This is a genomic window from Fimbriimonas ginsengisoli Gsoil 348 (genome assembly GCF_000724625.1).
Lineage (GTDB): Bacteria > Armatimonadota > Fimbriimonadia > Fimbriimonadales > Fimbriimonadaceae > Fimbriimonas > Fimbriimonas ginsengisoli.
The window spans coordinates 102,448-119,364 of the sequence record NZ_CP007139.1; the positions used below are offsets into that span (position 1 = coordinate 102,448).

General features: G+C 60.0%; 14 protein-coding genes. 7 read left to right on the forward strand and 7 right to left on the reverse strand.

Annotation, left to right across the window (positions count from 1 at the left end; translation table 11 throughout):
- Positions 1-79 precede the first annotated feature (79 nt).
- The 5 genes from mutL to OP10G_RS00550 all read right to left on the reverse strand — a co-directional run bounded on the left by mutL (position 80) and on the right by OP10G_RS00550 (position 7,538).
- The gene (gene mutL, locus OP10G_RS00530; RefSeq protein ID WP_025227848.1) at positions 80-1,906 is read right to left on the reverse strand and encodes a DNA mismatch repair endonuclease MutL; all 1,827 of its coding nucleotides are present in this window, start codon (positions 1,904-1,906) and stop codon (positions 80-82) included.
- Positions 1,907-1,978: 72 nt separating this feature from the next.
- Positions 1,979-4,003 (reverse strand): outer membrane protein assembly factor BamB family protein, encoded by a 2,025-nt coding sequence (locus OP10G_RS00535; protein WP_025227847.1) that lies wholly within the window; start codon positions 4,001-4,003, stop codon positions 1,979-1,981.
- Positions 4,004-4,136: 133 nt separating this feature from the next.
- The gene (locus OP10G_RS00540) at positions 4,137-5,237 is read right to left on the reverse strand and encodes a Gfo/Idh/MocA family protein (RefSeq protein ID WP_025227846.1); all 1,101 of its coding nucleotides are present in this window, start codon (positions 5,235-5,237) and stop codon (positions 4,137-4,139) included.
- A gap of 76 nt (positions 5,238-5,313) precedes the next feature.
- The gene (locus tag OP10G_RS00545; protein WP_025227845.1) at positions 5,314-6,444 is read right to left on the reverse strand and encodes a Gfo/Idh/MocA family protein; all 1,131 of its coding nucleotides are present in this window, start codon (positions 6,442-6,444) and stop codon (positions 5,314-5,316) included.
- 95 nt (positions 6,445-6,539) lie between these two features.
- Entirely contained in the window at positions 6,540-7,538 is a 999-nt protein-coding gene (locus tag OP10G_RS00550; protein WP_025227844.1) for an ABC transporter ATP-binding protein, read from the reverse strand.
- 180 nt (positions 7,539-7,718) lie between these two features.
- Here OP10G_RS00550 and OP10G_RS27290 point away from each other — a divergent pair, with 180 nt between their 5' ends.
- The 4 genes from OP10G_RS27290 to aroF are packed head-to-tail and all read left to right on the forward strand — an operon-like array spanning position 7,719 to position 10,680.
- Positions 7,719-8,135 carry a DUF433 domain-containing protein gene (locus tag OP10G_RS27290; RefSeq protein WP_025227843.1) on the forward strand — a complete coding sequence of 139 codons (417 nt, stop codon included), beginning with the start codon at positions 7,719-7,721 and terminating at the stop codon, positions 8,133-8,135.
- Positions 8,128-8,505, forward strand: a complete 378-nt coding sequence (locus OP10G_RS00560; RefSeq protein WP_025227842.1) for a DUF5615 family PIN-like protein — start codon at positions 8,128-8,130, stop codon at positions 8,503-8,505. Before OP10G_RS27290 ends, OP10G_RS00560 begins: the two co-directional genes overlap by 8 nt.
- A gap of 4 nt (positions 8,506-8,509) precedes the next feature.
- Entirely contained in the window at positions 8,510-9,622 is a 1,113-nt protein-coding gene (hisC, locus tag OP10G_RS00565; protein ID WP_025227841.1) for a histidinol-phosphate transaminase, read from the forward strand.
- Positions 9,619-10,680, forward strand: a complete 1,062-nt coding sequence (gene aroF / locus OP10G_RS00570; protein ID WP_025227840.1) for a 3-deoxy-7-phosphoheptulonate synthase — start codon at positions 9,619-9,621, stop codon at positions 10,678-10,680. Before hisC ends, aroF begins: the two co-directional genes overlap by 4 nt.
- A 162-nt stretch (positions 10,681-10,842) precedes the next feature.
- Here aroF and OP10G_RS00575 read toward each other — a convergent pair whose 3' ends face one another.
- On the reverse strand, positions 10,843-12,231 hold the full coding sequence (locus OP10G_RS00575; protein ID WP_025227839.1) for a hypothetical protein: 1,389 nt from the start codon (positions 12,229-12,231) through the stop codon (positions 10,843-10,845).
- A gap of 654 nt (positions 12,232-12,885) precedes the next feature.
- Positions 12,886-15,096: a tetratricopeptide repeat protein gene (locus OP10G_RS00585; protein ID WP_025227837.1), complete on the reverse strand. Its 2,211-nt coding sequence runs from the start codon at positions 15,094-15,096 to the stop codon at positions 12,886-12,888.
- A 135-nt stretch (positions 15,097-15,231) separates the two neighbouring features.
- Between OP10G_RS00585 and OP10G_RS00590 the strand changes: the two genes are divergently transcribed.
- From OP10G_RS00590 to OP10G_RS00600, 3 genes are all read left to right on the forward strand, one after another.
- Positions 15,232-15,534 (forward strand): hypothetical protein, encoded by a 303-nt coding sequence (locus tag OP10G_RS00590; RefSeq protein ID WP_025227836.1) that lies wholly within the window; start codon positions 15,232-15,234, stop codon positions 15,532-15,534.
- A gap of 100 nt (positions 15,535-15,634) precedes the next feature.
- The gene (locus OP10G_RS25530) at positions 15,635-16,168 is read left to right on the forward strand and encodes a DUF4339 domain-containing protein (RefSeq protein ID WP_025227835.1); all 534 of its coding nucleotides are present in this window, start codon (positions 15,635-15,637) and stop codon (positions 16,166-16,168) included.
- Between the two features lie 54 nt (positions 16,169-16,222).
- Positions 16,223-16,762 carry a peptidylprolyl isomerase gene (locus tag OP10G_RS00600; RefSeq protein WP_025227834.1) on the forward strand — a complete coding sequence of 180 codons (540 nt, stop codon included), beginning with the start codon at positions 16,223-16,225 and terminating at the stop codon, positions 16,760-16,762.
- The last annotated feature ends 155 nt before the right edge of the window (positions 16,763-16,917 follow it).

Consider the following 16,917-nt stretch of genomic DNA (forward strand, 5'->3'; position numbering starts at 1 on the left):
TGGAAAAGGGTAAAGCACTAAGCCAACAACGCCTTAACGCCTTAACGCCTTAACGCCTTAACGCCTTAACGCCTAACGCCTACGTCCTCTTAAACATCCGAAGCAACGCATCCTTCCCCAAGGTGACGGTGATCGGACGTCCGTGCGGGCAAAGGTATGGGTTCTCCGTCGTGGCCAGGTCGGCGATCAGCTTTTCCATTTCGGCGATACTCAGCGGATCCCCCGCTTTGACCGCCATCTTGCACGAGCTCATGATCCAGATCTGCTCGCGGGTTGGGACGAGCTTGCGAGTCACCGCGGTCTCGACAAGCTCGTCCACCAGATCCTTCAAGATTTGGAGAGGATCTTTGTTCCGGATCGCCGCCGGCACCGCGCGGACCACGTAGCTCTCGCCGCCGAACGGCTCGAGTTCGAAGCCAACCGCACTCAGCTCGTCCACCTTCTCCCGCAGCAACACCGCCGATCGTCGATCCAGGTGCAAGGTTTGCGGCACCAACAGCCGCTGCTTCTCGATCGCGGTCGGACCTTTGAGCCCACAGAGATACTCGTAGATGATCCGCTCATGGGCCACGTGTTGGTCGATGATCACCACGCCATGGCGGGTCTCCGCGATGATGAACGTCTTCATCGCCTGACCGATCACGCGAAGCTCGTCCAACAGCGAGAGAAATGGAAGATTCGAGGGCGGAGCTCCCAAGGGCGGAGGGGGGAAGGTGGAAGGCGGAGGATCTGAAGGCGCTGGCTCCAAACGCGGCTCGGCGTCCGGCCCCGGCAATGGCGACTGAGCGAGCAGCGAGAGGTCGCCGAACAGGGCGTGGGTCGGCTCGCGGTGGGTGCGCCAGTCTTCGACGGTTTGCGATTGCCGAATCTGGCGGAGCGCCTCGTTGGCAGCGGCGACTCCCGCCGCGTCCGGCATCATGCCGTGCTCCATCAGTGCGCTCTTCAGCGAGATTCGAATGGCATCGAACGCGGCTCCCTCTTGCTGGAACTTCACCTCGCTCTTCGTGGGCGAAACGTTGACGTCGATCCGCGCCGGATCGACGTCGATAAGCAGCACCAGCATTGGGTATCGCCGTTCGGGCGTGAGGTCCCGGAACGCTTGGTCGACCGCCACCGTGAGGGTCCGCGTCCTCACCGGACGGCCGTTGACGAAGAGGTACTGATAAGCCCGGGTCGGCTTGGTAACATGCGGCGGAGAAACGAACCCGCTGAGGCGCAATCCCGCCACCTCCATCCTTACCTCCGCGAGGGTTCGGGCGACTTCCCTCCCCCAAACGTCGGAGATCGCCTCTAGCATCTCCCCGCTCCCGCTCGTACGGATCGCGAGTTGCCCGTTGTGGGTCAACGTGAACGCCACCTGCGGGTAGGCGATGGCATAGCGCGAGACGTGGTCCATCGCCTGACCTAGCTCCGTCGTGTCGCTCTTGAGGAACTTGAGGCGGGCCGGCGTGTTGTAAAACAGATCCTCGACCCGGACCTCCGTTCCCTTCGGCCCTGCCGCGCCCGCCGGATCTCGAACCTCACCTCCTTCGACCGCCAGAACGCTCCGCAGCCCATCTTGGGAAGCCGTCGAAATCGAAAGCCGCGATACCGAAGCGATACTTGGAAGCGCTTCGCCCCGAAAGCCAAGCGTACGCACCGCCTGCAGGTCGTCTACCGAAGTGATTTTCGAAGTCGCGTGCCGCTCCAGCGCCTGGCGAGCGTCGTCGAGCGACATTCCAATCCCGTTATCGCTCACTCGAATCAGCGTCTTCCCGCTCGCGATAAGCTCGACTTCAATGCGAGTCGCCCCCGCGTCTAGGGCGTTCTCCACCAGCTCCTTCACCACCGAAGCCGGCCTCTCCACCACCTCCCCCGCCGCGATCTGATTGACCGTATGCGGGTCCAACAAGTGGACAAGAGGCATGCCTCTATAGTGGCACGCTCCAGCGGCTTAAGTAGCGTCGGCGCCTCGCCGATGCTTCGGTAAACGGGAACGCTAAGTCGCCTTGATGTCGAATGCCACGACATGGTCCGACAAAGACGCCGCGTAAACGCGGCCCGGCTCCGCGACCGGCGACGCAAGGATATGTCCGGTAGGAAGATGATACTGCCCAAGGACCTTGCCGTCTTCGGCCGACATCGAGGTCACAAGACCGTTCACAGAACCGATCGTAACCACCCCAGCCGCATGGCACGGTGAGCTGTCGTAGATCGTCGAACCGATAGCGGTCGTCCAAAGAATCTGCCCGATAGAGCTAACGCATCGCACCTCTCCCTTATCGCCAAGGCAGCCGATGTAGATCCGGTCGTCGACCAGACAAGGCGAGGAGTAACCGAACTTGTCCCCGGGAGAGTTGCAACTCCATACCGGCTCCCCGGTTTCGGCGTAGAACGACCAGAGAATATTTCCGTTCGCAGGGACGTAGACTCGTCCTCCCCCCACCGCCGGACCCCCGATAGCCGGGGAATACGGCCAGGTCTTTTCCGTGCATGCCTGCGACCAGCGGAACTCCCCGGTGCGGGCGTCGAGGGCATAGAGGCGCCTATCCCACGCGCCGAAGTAGAACCGCTCGCCATCCGTAGCGGCCGGGCTTTGGACGAACGACGTTTCACTCTTCGGAATCTCGTAAAGCCACTTGATATTCCCGGTAGCCGCCTCGAGGCCGTAGATCGTGCCGTCGCCCGATCCGATCGCGACGATCCCCTGAGCCTCGGCGCCGGAGGCGTAAACCGGACCGTGAGTGGGGGTCTTCCAACGCGGCTTGCCGGTGTTCCGATCGAACGCGTAGACGTTCCCGTCTGCGCTGCCGACGACGATGAGGTTCTTGAGGACGAGAGGCGAAGAGTGGCAATAGCCGCCGGTATGGGCGGTCCAAAGCGGTTCGCCATCTTTCGACCGCAAGGCGGTAAGCGAACCATCCATCGCGCTGACGTAGAGAACGTCCCGGCCGAGTCGGAGGTGGCTCATCACGCCGCCTGAGAGTTTTCGATCCCAGATCGGCTTCATTCCCTTCGCAGAAGCGGGCGCCTCGACCTTGCCGGCGTACCGGTACTCGTCCTTACCGGCCCGGTAGGCCAAGTTGTGGGTTCCCCCCACAAGCTTGGCAGTGCTCAACAGCGCGATCGGCTGCCACGGAGTGTCGTCCCACCGGAAATCTTTGATTTCATCGGCGGGTTTGAGATCGATTTGAACTGGCCAAATCGCTCGCTTTTCTTTGGGAGCGTCGAGAGGGATCGAGAGCAAATGCTTTTGCTCCGGGTGCTCTTTCGTTCGCCGGGAGAGATGGGCTTGACTCTGCTTTCGGTCGATGCCGAGCCGCTCCCATGAGAGCTGATACAGCCCCTTATTCATCGTGTTCGGCACCCCGTTCCAGGTCCAAAGGAGGTCCGAGTGGCCATGCGCGTTGAGGATCAACTTGACGTTGTACGGCTCGATAATCCGGAGAAGCTCGGACTCGTTGTCCACCATGATCCCTTCGCGCCCAACCCAGTGATGGGTGGCGACAAAGATCGGGATCTCCCGCCCAGCCTGCTTCAGGTCCGCCTCCAGCCAGCGGAGCATTTCGCTCTCGAAGTGCCCGTAATGCGAGAGTGGAATCGTGCTGTCCAGCAGAGCGAAATGGATACCCTTGTGACTGAACGACTTGTACATCGGGTCGCCCGTCCCCTCGCGATACGCTTTAGGTCCAAGGGGAGACCAGCGAACGTCGTGGTTGCCCGGAATGTGGTGCACCTGAAACGGAGCCGTCTTCAGTATCTCGCGATAGTTGGCGTACTCGCCGACCCATCCGTAGTCCGTCACGTCGCCGCCATTGATCCCAAAGGCGAGCGGCAGGGCCGCCATCTCCGCGAACATGGACCTATTCTCAGCGATGTTGTACTTAAGCCCAACATGGGTGTCGCTGAAGAACGCAAACGAGAACGATAAGGCGTCCACCTGGGACAACGCCTCCGCCCGCCGGGCAAACGGGGTCAGCGCGGCCGCGGCGCCAACCCGAATAAGGTCTCTTCGGGAGATCACTGGGGCATATCGTAACAGGTTTTAAGGCGCCGGCCGTTAGGCTTTGACCGGTCGAGTGAGGCACATGCGACCCAACCGTCCCCGATGCCCCAACGCCTAGCGCCCGGATTCATCGGCGAGGGCGCCGACGCTACTACAGGTCGTCGGCGAACTCGGTCTCCCCCATGGGGGCGGGGCGGTCGATGGTGGGGTTCAGCTCGATGTGCCGGCCTTCCGTGGACGACCGCTCGAAGGCGAGCATGATCTCCAGCACGTGCAGCGCGAGGTCGCCGCTGGCGCGGTGGGGACGGTTCTCGCTTATCGCATGGGCGATGTCGAGGACTCCGAGGCCCCGGGAGTCCTCGGCGAAGCCATGCGTGTTTGGGATCACGCGCCAATCCTCCTCGTTGTGCCGACGCACCGTCACATCGCCACCAAAGGTGTTTGGATCCGGCACCCGCATCGTCCCTTCGCTACCGAAGATGACGATCGGATGATCCGCCCACGAGTGATAGACGTCGAAGCTTAACTGCGTCTGGCCGAGCGCGCCTTGGACGAACTCGAGGCCGCCCACAAAGTGGGTCGGAGTCTCGACCTGAATCACATTTCCCTTGAGCGCGCCACTACCAACTGTCCGAGTGGGGAAGCTCGCGCGCGCAAGTCCGGCGACGCGCCGGACGGGACCAAGGAGAGAGACAAGGGCGGTCATGTAGTAAGGCCCCATATCGAGCATCGGTCCACCACCCGGCTTGTAAAAGAATTCCGGATTTGGGTGCCAAGGTTCGGGGCCCCGAGCGAGCATGTTCCCCTGAGCGCCGATCGGGGTACCGATCTCACCCGCATCGATCGCCTTCCGGGCGGTTTGGAGACCCGCGCCCAGGAACGTGTCGGGGGCGCAACCGACGCGCAGGCCCTTTGCCTTTGCGGCTTCGACCAATTGGCGAGCGGACTCTAGTTCGGTAGAAAGGGGCTTCTCGTTGTACACGTGCTTGCCGGCAGCAACCGCCTGCAAGCCGATCGGGCCATGCGCTTTCGGAATGGTTAGGTTTAGGACGAGGTCGACGTCCGGATGAGCGAGCAACTGATCGACGGTAAGGGAATTCGGAATACCGTACTTGGCTGCCGCGGCATCGGCGCGGGATGTATCGAGGTCGGCCACGGCAACAATTTGAGTTGAGCGATAAGAACCAAGGTTCTTAAAGTAAATGCCGCTAATATTGCCGATGCCGACAATGCCGACGCGGAGGGGTGTCATGGCGCAGAAGGTTACCCGCCAAGGTCCCCTTTAGGCTTATCGATATATCACTGTTCCTAGCAAGCCGGCGTTAGGATCAGGACGCAAATTCGGTTTCAGACATCGCGGCCGGTCGGTCGACGCCGGAAGAGAGCTCGATGTGCCGACCCTGGTTGGAGGCGTCCTCCACGGAAAGCATAACGTCCAAGGCATGAAACGCCAGATCGCCGCTCGCACGGTGCGGTCGGTTCTCGACGATGGCGTGAGCCATATCGAGCACGCCGACCCCACGTGAGTTCCCGGCGAAGCCAAATTTCAGGGGCACACCTTCGATATCGCCGTCCCGCCGGCCATGGCCTTGAGTGATGTTTTCCTTATCGCCTCCCCGGCGAGAGATGAATACCTCTCCACCGAACCCGTTCGGGTCGGGAACGTAGAGGGTCCCTTCCGTGCCGTAGATCACGATCGGCGGCATCGGGTTGCCATAGACGTCGAAGCTGGTAGTGATCTGCCCGATGACGCCGGAATCGAAATCCAACACCCCCACAAGGTGCGTCGGCGTCTCCACCGGGATCACCGTGCCGTTCAAGGGTTTGCTGGTGATGGTGCGCGTTGGGAACGTGGCGCGGGCGGAGCCAGTCACGCGCCGAATACCGCCAAGGAGGTTGATAAGCGCAGTTACGTAGTACGGTCCCATGTCCAGCATCGGACCGCCCCCCTGCTCGTAATAAAAGGCCGGACTCGGATGCCAAGTCTCATGCCCCCGGCACAGCATGAACGCGTTGGCCGCAACCGGGTCGCCGATCGCACCCTCGTCGATCAACCTACGGCAGGTTTGGATTCCCGCCCCGAGGAATGTGTCGGGAGCGCAGCCGACGCGGACGCCTTTCGCCTTGGCGGTTTCGATGACCTGGCGGGCGTCCTCGCGCTGGATGCTGAGCGGCTTCTCGCTATAGACATGCTTCCCGTTCTTCACCGCCGCCAAAGCGACGGCGGCGTGCGCTTTGGGGATCGTGAGATTCAAAACGAGGTCGACGTCCGGATGGGACAGAAGCTCGTCTGGAGAAAGGACGTGCGGAACCCCGTGCTTATCGGCGGCCTGAGCGGCCCGGCTTCGATCGAGGTCGGCGACGGCCACGATTTCGGTGGCGGCGTAGGCGGTTAAGTTTTGAAGATAGATCCCGCTAATGTTCCCAAGGCCGACGATTCCAACACGGACAGGTGTCACGCGCGGAAGTTTACAGTCCGAAGCCCCCTCCTCGTCGATGTATGTGCGATGAGGAGGGGGTTGGGGGTGGAGAAATCCGGACGGCAGGATGGCTTCTAGGAAGGCGGAACTACGCCTCTCGCGAGAAGCGGTGCACCGGGAGGCATGTCGCGAACCTCGTCTTTTAGCCAGCATGCGGCGATGTGGCCCGGCTCGGCCGGCTCCAGAGGCGGCGCCTCGACGCACTTGTCGAACGCAAGTGGACAGCGAGGGCGGAAGGGACAGCCCTGGGGGAGGTCGGTGAAATCCGGTGGAAGGCCTCCGATCGCCTCTAACCGCTTCTTGCCCACCTGCGGCAAGGCGTTCAGCAAAGCCCGTGTGTACGGCATCGCGGCGTGGCGGAGCACCCGCTCCGCGGGTCCTGTCTCCACGATGCGCCCCGCGTAAAAGACCGCAATCCGCTGCGATATCGAAGCGATCGCTCCGATATCGTGCGAGATGAGCATGACGGCGGTCCCTTCCCTCTCCTGAAGATCACGAAGGAGCCGGAGAATCTGGGCTTGGAGGGTGACGTCGAGTGCGGTCGTCGGCTCGTCAGCGATAAGCACCTTCGGCCGGCAGGCGAACGCCATCGCGATGACGACGCGCTGACGCTGGCCGCCGCTCATCTGGTGGGGGTACTTACGCGCCGAATCCGGAGGGGCGGGAACGCCGACCATCTCGAGCATCTCGACCGCCTTGTTCCAGGCCTGCTGCTTGTTCATCCCCTGGTGGAGCATGAAAGCCTCGCCGATCTGGTGCCCGATCTTCATCATCGGGTTAAGGCTGGTGAACGGGTCCTGCATCACGAGGGCGATTTGTTCGCCTCTCACTTGGCGCAGCTCTCGCTCTTTCAATCCCACGAGCTCCCGCCCATCGAGCTTGATCGACCCCGCCGAGATCTTCCCCGGAGCTTGCAGCATGCCCATGATCGCGAACCCGGTCATCGACTTACCGCACCCGGACTCGCCAACCACGCCAAGCGTCTGCCCCGCCTCCAAGTCGAACGAGACCCCTTGAAGGATCTTGGTCGACCCAAAAGAAACCTCAAGATTGCGAACTTCGAGCACGGCCATGTAACCCGTAGCGTACCGGACGAGGCGCATCGGTACGCTGTGACCGAATCCCCCTACGGCGAAGCCGTGTAGCCGGCACCTACGTGTGCCGCGCATAGCCAAGCCTTCGACGTATCATTGGGTAAAGCAAAATGGAATCCAACAGGGCACTAACCACGCCAACCCAGTGAAAGCCCCGCCGTGAAAACAATCACCATTACCGACGAACAGTACGAAGAACTGTCGAAAACGGCTCGCGACCTTGGCACGCAACCAGACGAACTCATCGCTGCGGTTGTCTGGGCAGTGCGAGGGAATCCCATAGGTTTGGCAGATTCTTCAATTAGGGGACTCGTTGCCCGGCTAACATCCTCACTTGAACCGATCCAAACGACGCCCGGTGTTATGGGTGGAGTTCCGTGCGTCCGAGCAACCCGAATTCCGGTTTGGCTGCTGGTTTCGTTTCGTCGGCAGGGGCTTGCTGACGGTGAGTTGCTTCGCGCATATCCGCAATTAGATGCCTCAGACCTGCTTGCCGTGTGGAGCTACTATGCCGGGCACTCGCAGCAGATTGACTCCCAGATCGAAGCCCAAGCTGCCGAGGACTTGATTGGCTAGATTTTATGGCAACGAGAATCTGCCGCTTCCCGTCGTCGAGCATCTACGCAACCTTGGCCACGACGTGCTCACATCGAAGGATGCGGGAAACGCCAACAGAAGAATTCCGGACGAAGACGTTCTGGAGTTCGCCAAGGAGACGGGACGGGCAGTTCTCACATTAAACCGAGTTGACTTCGTACGGCTTCACCGCAAGGTCAGCGGCATTCACGCAGGCATCGTCACCTGCACGGAGGATTCGGATTTCGTGGCCCTAGCCGATCGAGTCCACGATGTGATCTCCACCCTTACCAACCTCGATGGCGTGCTGGTCAGAATAACCAAAACCGGGCATTCGATCGATCCCCAACCGAACGACCTGCCACAATAGCGGAATGATTCCCATTCGCCCGAACGTGCTCGGAATGGAGCCTTACGTTCAAGGCAAGCCGATCGAAGAGGTTAAGCGAGAGCTCGGACTGACTCGCGTCGTCAAGCTCGCCAGCAACGAAAACCCGTTCGGGCCGTCCCCGAAGGCGGTCGCCGCGATCCAGGAAGCCGCGAGTACGATGCACCTCTATCCGGACGGCGGCGCGTACGCCCTAAAGCAGGCGATCTCCAGCAAGTTCGACATCGCGACCAACCAGATCATGGTCGGCAACGGCAGCGACGAGCTGATCCACCTGCTCGGCCTCATCACGCTCGACAAGCCAACCGACGAGCTGATGATGTGCAATCCCGGCTTCGCCCGGTACGACGCATCCGCGCACCTGGCGCCGTGCCGCCTGGTCAAGATCCCGGTCGACAGCAAGCATGTGCAAGACCTCGAGGCGATGGCCGACGCGGTGAATGAGAACACCCGAATCATCTACCTCGCCAACCCGAACAACCCGACCGGCACCATTGTGCGGCGGAACGCGGTCGATCGATTCTTGGACCGGGTGCCGGAAAGCGTGGTTGTGGTCCTCGATGAGGCGTACTACGAGTTCGCCATGCACCATCCCGAATTCCCCACCTCCCTCGAATACATCAAAGCGGGGCGGGAGAACGTCGTCGGTCTACGCACCATGAGCAAAGCTCAGGGGCTGGCCGGCCTTCGCATCGGTTACGGATTCGCGTCGACGACGATCGTCGATGCGATAAACCGCGCGCGAGAACCCTTCAACGTAAGTCGCTTGGCGCAGGTTGCCGCGATTGCCGCTCTCGAAGACGATGAGCATGTCCGGAAGACGGTGGAGCACAACCGGCGAGGACTCGAACTCCTCGCCGGCGTCTTTGCCGAGGTCGGCGCGGAGCCTGGCGAGAGCTTCGCGAACTTCATGTACGCCGACTTTCATCGGCCCACCCGGCCGATCTACCAGGCGCTCCTCCAACGGGGCGTCATCACGCGCCCAGGCGACCTCCTCGGTAACCCGAACTGCCTGCGCGTGAGCATTGGGACTCAGGAAGAAATGGACATTTTCGTTGAAGAGCTTCGTAACGTAACAACCCCGGCGGTCGCGAAATGATCGTCGTGCTCAAGGGCGGCAGCACCGCCGAACAGGTGCGAGAGATCAGCGAGCGGCTGGTCGAATTCGGATATCAGGTCAACCCGATCTTCGGCGTTGAAAAGACGGTCATCGGCGCGGTCGGTGGGTCGGAGCACACCAAAGTCGACTTCATCGACCAGCTCAAAGCTTACGACTCGGTGGAGGACGTCGTCCTTATCACCAAGCCGTACAAGTTCGTCGCCAAGGAATACAACAAGGGCGAGAAGTCGAGGATCGACCTCGGCGGCGGCGTGATCATCGGCGGCGACGAGGTCGTGATGATGGCCGGCCCCTGCACCGTCGAATCCGAGGAAGGCTTGTTCAAAACCGCCGAACGAGTGGCGGCGGCGGGCGCCAAGATCCTGCGCGGCGGCGCGTACAAGCCGTGCACCTCGCCCTACTCCTACCAGGGGATGGGAACCGATGGCCTCAAGCTGCTCCGAGCCGCGGCCGACAAGTACGGGCTGAAGGTGGTCACCGAAGTGATGCACGTCCGCAAGGTGGAAGAGGTGGCCGAATACGCCGACATTCTCCAGATCGGCACGCGCAACATGCAGAACTACGACCTCCTCACGGAGGTCGGCCGGTGCCGCACCGCCGTGATGTTAAAGCGCGGAATGACCGCCAAGCTTGAAGAGTGGCTGCTCGCCGCCGAGTACATCGCCGCCGGCGGCAACGAACGGATCATGCTCTGCGAGCGCGGCATCCGCACCTTCGAGCCGTACACCCGCAACACCCTGGATCTCAGTGCCATCCCGGCTTTGAATTCGCTGTCTCACTTGCCGGTCATCGTCGATCCTTCTCAAGGGACCGGGCGACGGGAGCTGGTTGCGCCGATGAGTAAAGCGGCAGTCGCGGTCGGAGCGGACGGTTTGATCATCGAGGTTCACCCGAACCCGGATCACGCGATCAAAGACGGCGCCCAAAGCATCACCATCGAAACCTTCGAAAAGCTGATGCCCGAGCTCGGCGCGATCGCGAACGCGATCGGGCGAAATCTAGTCGAAAACATTCGGCGGCTGCCTGCTCTTGGCTAACCAATTCCGCAGTTAGGGAACCCTAAGCCAAATAAAGACCATACACTCGCGTTGCCGCCATTTCGCGATTGTATGGCTCAATGTATCAAGTTTCACTGTAAAGCATCCTACTCCGACGTCAAGAATAGCTTGAATGCTTTCGAAATCCCTGCGGTGATGAATCTAGTGCGCTGAAGCAACTTCCAAGACGAAACCATCTGGCGGCGTAAGCTCAGATGTGGGAGGTTTAATGGTTATTAAAGCGCCAGAGTCCGTCACAGCTATGGAACCCACATCACTGGCAAGATACTCAAGCAGAATATCCAGTTTGCCCCTCATCACCTCAATAGGCTCCGAGTCTTTCCCTTGGTGGTAAATGGTCCGCGCTAAACTGTTTAATTGTTCAAGAGGCACGGGCTGAAAAGTCTGAACAATATGATACAGCATCGCGGACTCTGCCTTTACCCGCCAACGATCCGTTAAGGAGTACACCGGCGCTGAGTAAGCACCAATTACTTTTGGAATGGGCTTACCGTCGCCACCCAGCAGAACTTCGGAGGTAAGTAGCATTCGAAAAAAGCATTCACTGATATTCGCCCATGCCTGCGAATCCCGCCTAGCAGATCTAGAGCTACCACACGCTTTAGTACGGGCCTCGGAGAGTAGCTTCGATGATACTATTCCTTCATCGCTGTTCACTGATATTAGTTCTTCGAAAGCCTCAAATAGAAGGTTCCGACAGTCGACAGGGGAGCCAATTCGGGCCGAAGCTAAGGAACCTTCCATCCGGGTGATATCACGAGATCGGCCGTCCGGCGCGAGGGCTTCTTCCAGTTTCGGTTGAGGGGTTGGCGGGACCGAGTCAGACCCAAAAGGCTCGGCCCTCCTTTTGCGAATTTCCTGAACGGCAGATTCGGTCAACCAAACGGGCTCATGGCCCGCCAAGGGTTCTCCCTGGCAAAGCCACCCGTGGGATTCGCCGTGAGCCATTAGCTTTCGGATAAAAAGTTGCCCCAAGGGATGATTGGCCGTAGTGAAGTACGGATCCATTGCCGACAGCAGGGGTCTTAGCGCAAGTTTCTTAATACCGGTCTCGCGGCTGAAATGCTTTCCGCGGAATAACACTTCCTCGGTCGCCAACCTATCCTTCTCGGTGATGCCAATACCTAATGGCGGGGGTGAAGATGGGGCTACGCCCTTATCCACCCCCGCGGCAACCGTGAGATTCGTTGTTACTACGATCGTCGACGACGAATTCAATTTCGTAGCCGAACTCAATACGGCTCTGTCATGGGAAAGGACGTGCACGACCAAATCGCCCGGCGAAGTGTTAACTGCTTCGCGGACGCATTCTTCAATCACTTCAGTGACAGAAGTTGGCAGCGAAACCAGGACTTGAAGTCGCTCATTAGGCGAGCCGAGAGCAAATTCCTGATCGGTGCGTACGATCCATATTACCTTTGCGTCTCCGAAGATTCCTTCTACGTGGATGCCCACGCCTTCAACGAGGGAACTCATGTCGCCTCTAAAGGGGATAGCGTCAACCACGAAGATACGCTTATTAGTCGCCATGCTGGACTCCCTTAACCGGAAGAGCGGACTCTCTTTCGTCCGATGCCTTAAGCACGACGCTTTGGTACGTCACCTGAGCGCATACAAGGAGGATCAATCCATCCAGTAATGGCTGAATTGCATTTCCCATCATCTTGTAAAAAATTGCGCCTGCGACGAATGCCAGGACAGTGAGTGTTTTGAAGTAAATCAACGATGTTCTCCTATTGCTTGTTGTTTTCGTCACTCGAAAGAGAAAACGTAAACGACAACGCCAGGCGTCATAGAAAACGACAGAACAAACGTCAAAATCAGCGAAAACGGAATCAAAATCGAAAGTCAGAATCGACAAACGACATCGAAAGAAACACCCGCCAGAGAAATCGACACCCACAAACGTGGTCAAGCACATTATAGCTGCTTTCCCAGACTTGTCAAGGGGTTCGAATTTTTTTGTGGATTTTCATGGATTTGCTAGCTGACCTAATCCACGCGTTGCTAGTACTGCTTTGCCCGACGCCTTCTCTATCCTCATTCAGATGATGTAACCACTGATTAAACGTGACCCACCAATCTCAATCGTTTCTGGGCTCCTACATCCGGTAAGGCCACCAGTCCACTAACGGTAATTTGCCCGCCGTTCAGCCTCTCCTTGGTTTACTGGACGAAGGAGGGCTATTTGGGGATCGCGAGCTCTTTGTAAACCCAGTGGGAGCGCCAGCCGAGTTGGATGGCGTGGCTGGCGGCTTCGGTGGCCTCGGTCTTCTTATCTTGCCGCAGTAGGGCGCCGGCGAGGTCGGCGTAGTTACCGCCGTTACCCGGCTCCAATGCGATGGCGGAGCGATACTCTTTCTCCGATTCCGCGAAGTCGCCGTTGGCGAACAGGGCATGGCCGCGAACCGTGTGCGCCCACGGATCCTTCGGAGCCGCGGTAGTGGCGCGGGTCGCGAGATCGAGAGACTCGGCAATCTTTCCTTGCACCCGTCGGATATCCGCCAAATTGGTCAGGCCGAGAACGAACTTTGGATTGAGCCGGACACTTTGTAGGCAGTAGGGGGCCGCGTCGTCGACCCGGCCCTGCCGAACGATCGCAACGCTTAGCGAGTTCCAAGCCGAAGCCCAATCGGGCCTCATCGTGATCGCTCGGCGGAACATCTTCTCCGCTTCCGGAAGGCGATTGTCCCGCATGAGGTCGTCGCCGTAAGCGAAGAAATTAGAGCCAAGCCCTTCGGCATTGGCAACCGCCGGGACCTCGACCTCGCGGGCATCGAGGAGCCGCATCCCGAGGAGACGGGGCGTGGTAGAAGCGCCGCTCCACGACTCTTGCACAAGACGCGAAACGATATAGAGCCGGCCTGTCTTCTTGTTCTTGGCCCGGCATGCTTGGCGAGTCACGACGTTCGTCGTCCCCCCCTCCCGGTTGACCCGAACGATGCTCCAGGTGGGGGCTTCGATCGGATCTAGGTTCATTGGCACCGCCACCCTTTGCATAAACGGGTAGGGCTGCACCCGGTTGCCGCCGATACCGAAGGTGCCGCCCGGAGCCAACTGCTTAGCGACCACGTTATAAACCTCGCTGTCGCGCCACTTCCCATTGCGTTGCGCCACCGCGGCCATGAGGGGAACCGGGGCACGAGCCGAAATCTCCCCCGGCTGGAAGCGCATCGAACCAACCTCCTGCAAGCGATCGGCGATGAGTCGAAGGCGGGCGACCAGTTCCTTCGTCGGCTCGTCCGGCTCCGTTGTCCCCTCGGCGACCTTATCCGGCTCGGCAACGGCGACCCCATTCGCGACCCGGGCCAACCGACGAAACGCCTGGGCAAGACTCTCCGCCTCACGTGGGGTCGTTCCGAGCGGCAGGAGAAGGCCACTGGGCCCCCGGTACGACGCGCGAATCTTGTCGTTCGGCTGGAACACGATTCCGCCCCGCTGTTCTCCCCCGAAGAGCGGATCGTATCGGACGGTGGTCGGGTCGACGTTGGCGAAAGCAACCGGCTCGATTCCGCCATACCAGCCGGCCGGCGCCTGGCTCAGCTCGAAGCCGGTTTGGGTGAAGGCGAACGACATGGTCCCGCCGGTGCTCCCGGCGCCGCCTTCGCCAGCGTTTACCGTGTAGTTAGAGAACTTCCCGTTTAGCAGCGCCAAGGCATCCGCGGTACTGATCGCAGGAGTGACGAGTCCAGGTTGCGGTTTAGACTTTCCAAGTTGATCGGCCGCTTCGAACAGGTGCTTCGAGATATCCGAGAGGTTCGCCAAGTCACCGTTAATCCCATTGAATGGAAGCGGGGTGGCGGCGCGCAGGTAAACCTCGATGACCCGGAGGCGCGAGATGGCATTGGCGAGCCAAGGCGCCTGGTACAGGGCGAGACCCTGATTGCGAAACAGATCGCGCTCGAAGGTGTTCGACCAGCTTCCATCGTCGAATATTCCGAACAGCGTGTCCTCGAGGGCTCGGCAAGCGTCCAGCCGGCGCTTGCGCGCGGCGACCTCCCTTGCGGCGCCTGGGCCGAGGATGCCCCAGCTCGCCGACCACGCCTCGTCGTCCACGACGGCGATCGGGCCGAGCGTGTTGAACGCTGAAAATGGCATCGGCTCAGGACGGCCCTGTTTGCCCAGCCACTCCCACCAGGTGTACTGAAGCTTCCGCATCCGCACCAGGTCGCTCCGAAGTTGGTCGCTGGTCGAAGCTTCGACAACGCCCCAAAAACCGTTTCCGTAGGCGGGGGTATCGGGCGAATAGAGGCGATGGTGCCACCAGCGGGCAGAAACCTGGGCGGGAACGACCGTGACCGGAGTAAGGGTGCGACCCTTGCCAGTCAAGATCTGCTCGGACTGAAGACTCGTCGTCTTAGCGAGCAAAACCAAGGCAGCCAACGGGCAAGTCATGGGTGCCTAATTATAGGTCCATTTGGCACTTTAACGTGTTGCCTACTCGATTCCGCATTGGCTATCGAGCGAGTATCGAGACCCGGGCGAGCCGCCCGTGCCACGCGAGGGGCCGATGGTGCAAAATAGAAGGCGATGCTGCCGCAGTCCGTACGAAAGCTTGTCGCCTATCACGAAGTGCTCATGGCCATGATCCTCGTGTGGGTCGTGAGTCCGGTGGTTTTGACTCTGTTCTCCTTCTACCTAGGCACGTTCGCTGCCTCGCAGCACGTTCAAGATCTCCAGGGCGGCGACGTGGACAATGGTGCGAAGGGCGCATTGATCGGCTTGGCCGTGTCCGTCATCATCGCAATTGGCGCCACCATCATTTATCCGAAGGTGATTGCGCGCGAATATGAGGTTCGTGGACGAAGCGACGATAATCACGCCGACTATTAATAGATTCGCTCCGTAACTCCGCAAATCCGGAACGCAGAGCGCCCTATTTTCTGCGGTACAACGAAACCCAAAGGGCAAGAGTTGGGTAGGCAATGAACCTGTGACGGCGGAGTGGTACTACATCGGGCATTACGGTCAATTGGGACCGCTCACCCGCGAGCAAATCGATGAGCTCGTCGAGGGAGGCGTCATTGCCCGTGACACCTACGTTTGGCGGGCTGGAATGTCCGAGTGGCTTGCCGCCGATCAGATTTCCGAGCTGGCGACCTCCTTTCGCCGCGCCGATCCTTACACGACCCCTCCTCCCTCCCCCACTCCCAGAGTCGTTGCCCCGCCCGCTCCCCCGCTGGCGCGAACGAGTCCACGGCCGTTCGATCAGACCCTCGCCAACCAGGCCCCCAACTACCTATCGTTCCCCCTTACCCGCAGCGATAAAAGCCGGACACTTGGGGGCATCCTCCAGTTAATCGTCCCCGGCGTCGGCCGCATGTATCTGGGGTTTTCGGCGATTGGAGTGCTCCAACTGGTACTGTCCCTTTGTGGCGTCGGCATCTTGTGGAGCTGGGTCGATGGGATTATTATTCTTGCGGGCGGCGTCCGGATGGACGGATACGGTCGTCAATTGAACGACTGAAAACCGCCGGAGCGGTATGCCCCGCTCAAACGTCTGATAGGTGTAAGGAAACGAATGCGAAGCTTTCTTCTTCTGCTGTTGACCATGCTCCTTCTGCCTGCCGCCTTTGCCCAAGGCTACAAGCCGAAGGCGGGCGAAACCGTGCTCAAACTCGAGATCGAGGGGCGCGGCGACGTCTATATCAAGCTGTACACGAAGGAAGCGCCGAAGACCACCGCCCACATCTTGGCGCTGGTCAAAAAGAACTTCTATGACGGTCAGAAGTTTCATCGCGTAGAGACCTCGCCCAAGCCGTACCTGGTCCAGTTCGGAGACCCGAATTCCAAGAATAACGATCTCAGCGGCAACGGCGGCAGCGGAGAGCGGATCGCCTACGAAGACAGCGGCTACAACAATGTAGCCGACGCCGTCGGCCTCGCCCATCCGCTCGGCCAGCGAGATTCAGGCGACAGCCAGTTCTACATGCTCCTGGACAAAGCCAGCTTCCTGGACGGCAACTACACCGTCTTCGGCAAGGTTGTCGCCGGATCCGATGTCCTTAAGAAGGTCCAGAAGGGCGACAAGGTTCTGAAAGTCTCGCCCGTGGAAAAATAACAAGTCGCCCACGGATGCGGACCGCAGAGCTCCAGCTCTGCCTCCCCGACGCGCCATCTGGCAGGGTCCGACCACGGGTCGGGCAATCCCTGTGCCGCAGGTGAACGGCGAGAGCCGCTCCAAAACCACCCGCCCTCAACTACACTTGTATCGCA

Coding starts and splice junctions, on each gene's coding strand:
- OP10G_RS00550 (WP_025227844.1), bottom strand. CDS start 7,538: ATGGCCGTGCTCGAAGTTCGCAATCTTGAGGTTTCTTTTGGGTCGACC.
- aroF (WP_025227840.1), top strand. CDS start 9,619: ATGATCGTCGTGCTCAAGGGCGGCAGCACCGCCGAACAGGTGCGAGAG.
- OP10G_RS00540 (WP_025227846.1), bottom strand. CDS start 5,237: ATGACACCCCTCCGCGTCGGCATTGTCGGCATCGGCAATATTAGCGGC.
- OP10G_RS00590 (WP_025227836.1), top strand. CDS start 15,232: ATGCTGCCGCAGTCCGTACGAAAGCTTGTCGCCTATCACGAAGTGCTC.
- OP10G_RS00575 (WP_025227839.1), bottom strand. CDS start 12,231: ATGGCGACTAATAAGCGTATCTTCGTGGTTGACGCTATCCCCTTTAGA.
- mutL (WP_025227848.1), bottom strand. CDS start 1,906: ATGCCTCTTGTCCACTTGTTGGACCCGCATACGGTCAATCAGATCGCG.
- hisC (WP_025227841.1), top strand. CDS start 8,510: ATGATTCCCATTCGCCCGAACGTGCTCGGAATGGAGCCTTACGTTCAA.
- OP10G_RS00585 (WP_025227837.1), bottom strand. CDS start 15,096: ATGACTTGCCCGTTGGCTGCCTTGGTTTTGCTCGCTAAGACGACGAGT.
- OP10G_RS00600 (WP_025227834.1), top strand. CDS start 16,223: ATGCGAAGCTTTCTTCTTCTGCTGTTGACCATGCTCCTTCTGCCTGCC.